This is a genomic window from Angustibacter speluncae (assembly GCF_054777815.1).
In genome coordinates, this window is the sequence record NZ_BAAHAF010000106.1 from 1 (window position 1) to 4,561 (window position 4,561).

Consider the following 4,561-nt stretch of genomic DNA (forward strand, 5'->3'; position numbering starts at 1 on the left):
GGCCTGCTGCTGCTCGGCGGGCACCGCGTCCCCGGCTCGGGCGCCGTGCTCGACGCCCTCCGCTTCGACGACCTGCTCGCGCGCCACGACCTGGTCGTCACCGGCGAGGGCAGCTTCGACTGGCAGTCGCTGCGCGGGAAGGTGGTGGCGTCGGTGGCCGAGCGGGCGCTGCACCACGGCGTCCCCACCGTCGTGGTCGCCGGGCAGGTCGAGGCCGGCCGGCGCGAGATGACGGCCGCGGGCATCGAGGCGGCCTACGCGCTGGCGGAGACACCGGCCGAGCTGGAGCGGTCGATGGCCGACCCCGCCGGGGTGCTGGCCGCCCGCGTCCGACGCGTCGCGCGCACCTGGTCGCCGCGCCGCTGAGCCCGTCCGGGGCGTCCTGGCCCGCGCGGTGCCGCGGCAGGCGTACCGTGGGGAACATCCGCGGACGACGGTCGGTTGTCCCGGACGCGACCCGGCGGCCGCCTGCACGGCGGCGCGCACCCCCGACCCGAGGGACGAAAGAGCCACATGAGCATCGACAGCCAGACCCAGACCGACGCCGGCACCCAGGCCGAGGCCCCCGCGCACGGCGTGGTGCTCACCGCCACCGCCGTCGAGAAGGTCCGCAGCCTGCTGGAGCAGGAGGGCCGCGACGACCTGCGGCTGCGCCTCGGCGTCCAGCCCGGTGGCTGCTCCGGCCTGATCTACCAGCTGTACTTCGACGAGCGCAGCCTCGACGGCGACGCCGTGCGCGACTTCGACGGCGTCGAGGTCGTGGTCGACCGGATGAGCGCCCCGTACCTCGACGGCGCCTCGATCGACTTCTCGGACACCATCGAGAAGCAGGGGTTCACCATCGACAACCCCAACGCGGGCAGCTCCTGCGCCTGCGGCGACTCCTTCAGCTGACGGTCGGCGCGCACGCGCCCACCACCCCGACGACCCGCGGTGCCCCGTGCACCGCGGGTCGTCGCGCGTCCGGGTGCGGGGGAGCGGGACGCGGCCCGTAGGGTGTCCCGGTGCGCCTCGCCATCACCGGGTCCATCGCCACCGACCACCTGATGAGCTTCCCGGGTCGGTTCGCCGACTCGCTCGTCGTGGAGCAGCTGGACAAGATCTCGCTGTCGTTCCTGGTCGACGACCTGCAGATCCGCCGTGGTGGCATCGCCGCCAACATCGCGTTCGGCCTGGGCAACCTGGGCCTGTCGCCGCTGCTCGTCGGCTCGGTCGGCCAGGACTGGGTCGACTACGAGTCGTGGCTGCAGCGCCACGGCGTCGACACCGAGCACGTGCACGTCTCCGAGGTCGCCCACACGGCCCGCTTCGTCTGCACCACCGACGCCGACCACGCCCAGATGGCGTCGTTCTACGCGGGAGCCATGACCGAGGCCCGCGACATCGAGCTCGGCCCGATCGCCTCCAAGGCAGGCGGGCTCGACCTGGTCGTCATCAGCCCGAACGACCCCGAGGCGATGCTCCGGCACACCGACGAGTGCCGCGACCGCGGCTTCGACTTCGTCGCCGACCCCTCCCAGCAGCTGGCCTGGATGGACGGCGACCAGATCCGCCGCCTCGTCGAGGGCTCGACGTTCCTGTTCACCAACGCCTACGAGGCGTCGATGATCGAGCAGAAGACCGGCTGGTCGCACCGCGACGTGCTCGACCGGGTCGGCGTCCGCATCATCACGCACGGCAAGGACGGCGCCACCGTCGAGACCAAGGACGGCGAGAAGGTCCAGGTCCCGACGCCGCAGGAGAAGAAGCGGGCCGACCCCACGGGCGTCGGCGACGCGTTCCGGGCCGGCTACGTCGCCGGCCTGGCCTGGGAGCTGTCGCCCGAGCGCTGCGCCCAGGTCGGCTCGATGCTCGCCACCTACGTCGTCGAGACCGTCGGCACCCAGGAGTACCTGCTCGGGCGCGCCGACTTCCTCGACCGCTTCGCGCAGGCCTACGGCGACGACGCGGCGGCCGAGGTCGGCACCCACCTGCGCACCCGCCGACCCTGACGCCCGGGGTGGACGGACCGGCGCTCCCGTGGCGGCCCGACCTGGCCGCCGAGCTCGCCGACCTGCTCGCCCGCACCCCGCCCGGTGACGACCTGGTCTGCACCGGTGCCGACCTGCAGCCCGCCACGCTCGTCACCGCGTACGCCACCGGTCTGTTCCCCATGGGTCTCGGCCGCGCCGGGCACGGCCCGATCGGCTGGTGGTCGCCCGACCCCCGCGGCGTGCTGCCGCTCGACGGCCTGCGGGTGAGTCGCTCCCTGCGGCGCTCGGTCCGGCGGTTCGAGGTGCGGGTCGACACCGCCTTCGCCGAGGTGGTCCGGTCCTGCGCCGACCCGGGTCGCGACGGCCGCTGGATCACCCGCGAGGTGGCCGGGGCCTACGGCACGCTGCACCGGCTCGGGCTGGCCCACAGCGTCGAGACCTGGCTCGACGGCCGGCTGGCCGGGGGCCTGTACGGCGTCGCGGTCGGCGGGCTGTTCGCGGGGGAGTCGATGTTCCACCGGGTCACCGACGCCTCCAAGGCCGCGCTGGTCGCCCTGGTCGACCTGCTGCGCGCCGACGACGAGCCCGACCGGCTCCTCGACGTCCAGTGGCGCACCGACCACCTGGCGAGCCTCGGCGTCGTCGACGTGCCCCGCGACGAGTACCTGCGCCGCCTGCGGACCGCGCTCGCCGTCCCCCCGCCCGCCGCGCTCCGCCGAGTGTGAATCGCACGCAGGACACGCCCGGCGTGTCGTGCGCGAGGTTCACACTCGAGGGGGTGGAGCGGCCGTCGGGGCGAACCACCGGTCGAGGGCGCGGTCGCGGGCGAGCCCAGCGGCCCGGGCCCGGCGCAGCCGCTGGACCGTGCGGCGTCGCCGGGTCGTGAGGTCGCCTGCAACGAGCCGCACCACCTCGAGGCCGTGGCGGTCGAGGGCCTCGTGCCGAGCCGCGTCGGTACCGCGCCGGTCGGAGTCGGCGTGGTGCGCGCCGTCGTACTCGACGACCAGCCCGGCGTCGGCGTCGAGCAGGTCGACCTCGCCGAGCAGGCGGCCCTCGAGGTCGAGCACCGGCCAGTTGACCTTCGGCACCGGGAGGGCCGCCTCCAGCACCCACAGCATCCGCGTGCGCGACTCCTGCGGTGATCGGGTGCGCGGGTCCACCAGGCCGAGGGCCTGCCGCAGCTGCGGGAGACCGCGCCAGCCGGGTCGGTCCCACGCGTAGGAGGCGACGCGCACGGGGTCGACCGCCAGATCGCGGACCACGGCGTCCAGCGCGACGACGGCCTCGGTCAGCGAGGGGGCGAGGCGCCCGAGGTCGAAGGCCGTGCGCAGCGCGGACGTGACGGCGACGCCGTCCCGCACCACCACGTCGCCGGGAGCGAGGTCGCTGCGGAAGGGCCGCACCCCCGGCCACCACCGGCGCTGCCGCGGGCGCTGCAGGCACAGCAGGACGGGGTCGAAGCGGTCCGCGTCCGCGGTCGAGCCGTCCAGGTCCCGGGCGCCGAGCAGGAAGGCCGCCGCCCACCCGCCGAGCGCGCCGTCCGCCGGCAGCGCCGACGCCGCGACCAGCGCACGCTGCCGGGGGTGGCGAGGGTCGGTGGCGGTCCACGCCCAGCGTCCGGGCAGCGCCTGGTGCCACAGCGGTGAGGCCAGGTCGGACCGGCTGCAGCCAGCGGCGCCGAGCACCGCTGCCGTGTGCGCGCCGGCCAGCAGCCGCGTCGGTAGCTCGTCCACCCGACGAACGGTCGGGCACCCGGCCCCTCGGGCGCGCGGCCGCTACTGCGACCTGTGGACGACGCGCACTGATCACGAGACCTGTGGACGGCCACCGATCCCGCCGAGTGTGAATCCCGCGCGCGACACGCCCGGCGTGTCGTGCGCGAGAGTCACACTCTGCGGGGTGGGGCCAGGCGGACGCGGGCGACGAGCTCGTCGGGGAGGCGCTCGAGCGAGAGCAGCTCGTGGCCGCGCATGCGGCACCAGGCGGGCAGGTCGTGGGCGGTGGCAGGGTCGGTGGCGCGCACGACCAGGACCGTGCCCGGCTCGGCGTCGCGGGCGGCGCGGGCGGCCTCGACGACCGGCACCGGGCAGCGGGTGCCGCGGGCGTCGACCTCGACCTCGGTCGCGCCGCTCACAGCCCGGACGTCCCGAGCCGGTCGCGGACGCCCGCGAGCACGCCGGGGAGCACCGCGAGGAACCGGTCGACCTGCGCCTCGAGCGCGGCGCCGTCCGTCGTCGCCGGGACGCCCACCCGGACGTTGCCGTGGGTGAGCGACCCCATCGCGGCCAGCACGTGCGAGGGGTCGAGCGTGCTCGAGGTGCAGGCCGAGCCCGACCCGACGGCGAACCCGACGGCGTCCAGCCCCTCGACCAGGGCCTCGCCGTCGGCGAGCAGGCACGAGAAGGTCAGCACGTGGGGGAGGCGGTCGTCGGCGTCGCCCACGACCTCGACGTCGGGCGCGACGAGCGGCACCTGCTCGCGCAGCCGGGCGGTCGCGGCGCGGCGGACCGCGTCGCTCGCCTCGCGCCCGGCGACCGCCTCCTCGAGGGCGACGGCGGCGGCCAGGGCCTGCGGGACGCCGGCGCCGC

The 4,561-nt window shown here is 75.9% G+C and carries 6 protein-coding genes and 1 pseudogene; 4 read left to right on the forward strand and 3 right to left on the reverse strand.

Annotated features, from left to right (window positions below; all coding sequences use genetic code 11):
- The 4 genes from ACYVKY_RS13300 to aat form a co-directional block, all read left to right on the forward strand.
- On the forward strand, positions 1-366 hold a 366-nt coding region (locus ACYVKY_RS13300; protein WP_460435475.1), incomplete at its 5' end, for a glycerate kinase.
- A 147-nt stretch (positions 367-513) separates the two neighbouring features.
- On the forward strand, positions 514-894 hold the full coding sequence (locus ACYVKY_RS13305) for a HesB/IscA family protein (RefSeq protein ID WP_460435476.1): 381 nt from the start codon (positions 514-516) through the stop codon (positions 892-894).
- A gap of 110 nt (positions 895-1,004) precedes the next feature.
- Positions 1,005-1,991 (forward strand): carbohydrate kinase family protein, encoded by a 987-nt coding sequence (locus ACYVKY_RS13310; protein ID WP_460435477.1) that lies wholly within the window; start codon positions 1,005-1,007, stop codon positions 1,989-1,991.
- 8 nt (positions 1,992-1,999) lie between these two features.
- On the forward strand, positions 2,000-2,698 hold the full coding sequence (gene aat / locus ACYVKY_RS13315; protein ID WP_460435478.1) for a leucyl/phenylalanyl-tRNA--protein transferase: 699 nt from the start codon (positions 2,000-2,002) through the stop codon (positions 2,696-2,698).
- Between the two features lie 39 nt (positions 2,699-2,737).
- Here aat and ACYVKY_RS13320 read toward each other — a convergent pair whose 3' ends face one another.
- From ACYVKY_RS13320 to ACYVKY_RS13330, 3 genes and pseudogenes are all read right to left on the reverse strand, one after another.
- A complete protein-coding gene (locus tag ACYVKY_RS13320; protein WP_460435479.1) occupies positions 2,738-3,706 on the reverse strand; it encodes a DUF559 domain-containing protein in 969 nt (322 codons plus the stop codon).
- A gap of 152 nt (positions 3,707-3,858) precedes the next feature.
- On the reverse strand, positions 3,859-4,107 hold the full coding sequence (locus tag ACYVKY_RS13325; RefSeq protein WP_460435480.1) for a sulfurtransferase TusA family protein: 249 nt from the start codon (positions 4,105-4,107) through the stop codon (positions 3,859-3,861).
- Positions 4,104-4,561 (reverse strand): annotated as a pseudogene (locus ACYVKY_RS13330) (aminotransferase); the annotation flags it as partial. The pseudogene ACYVKY_RS13330 and the gene ACYVKY_RS13325, both read right to left, overlap by 4 nt.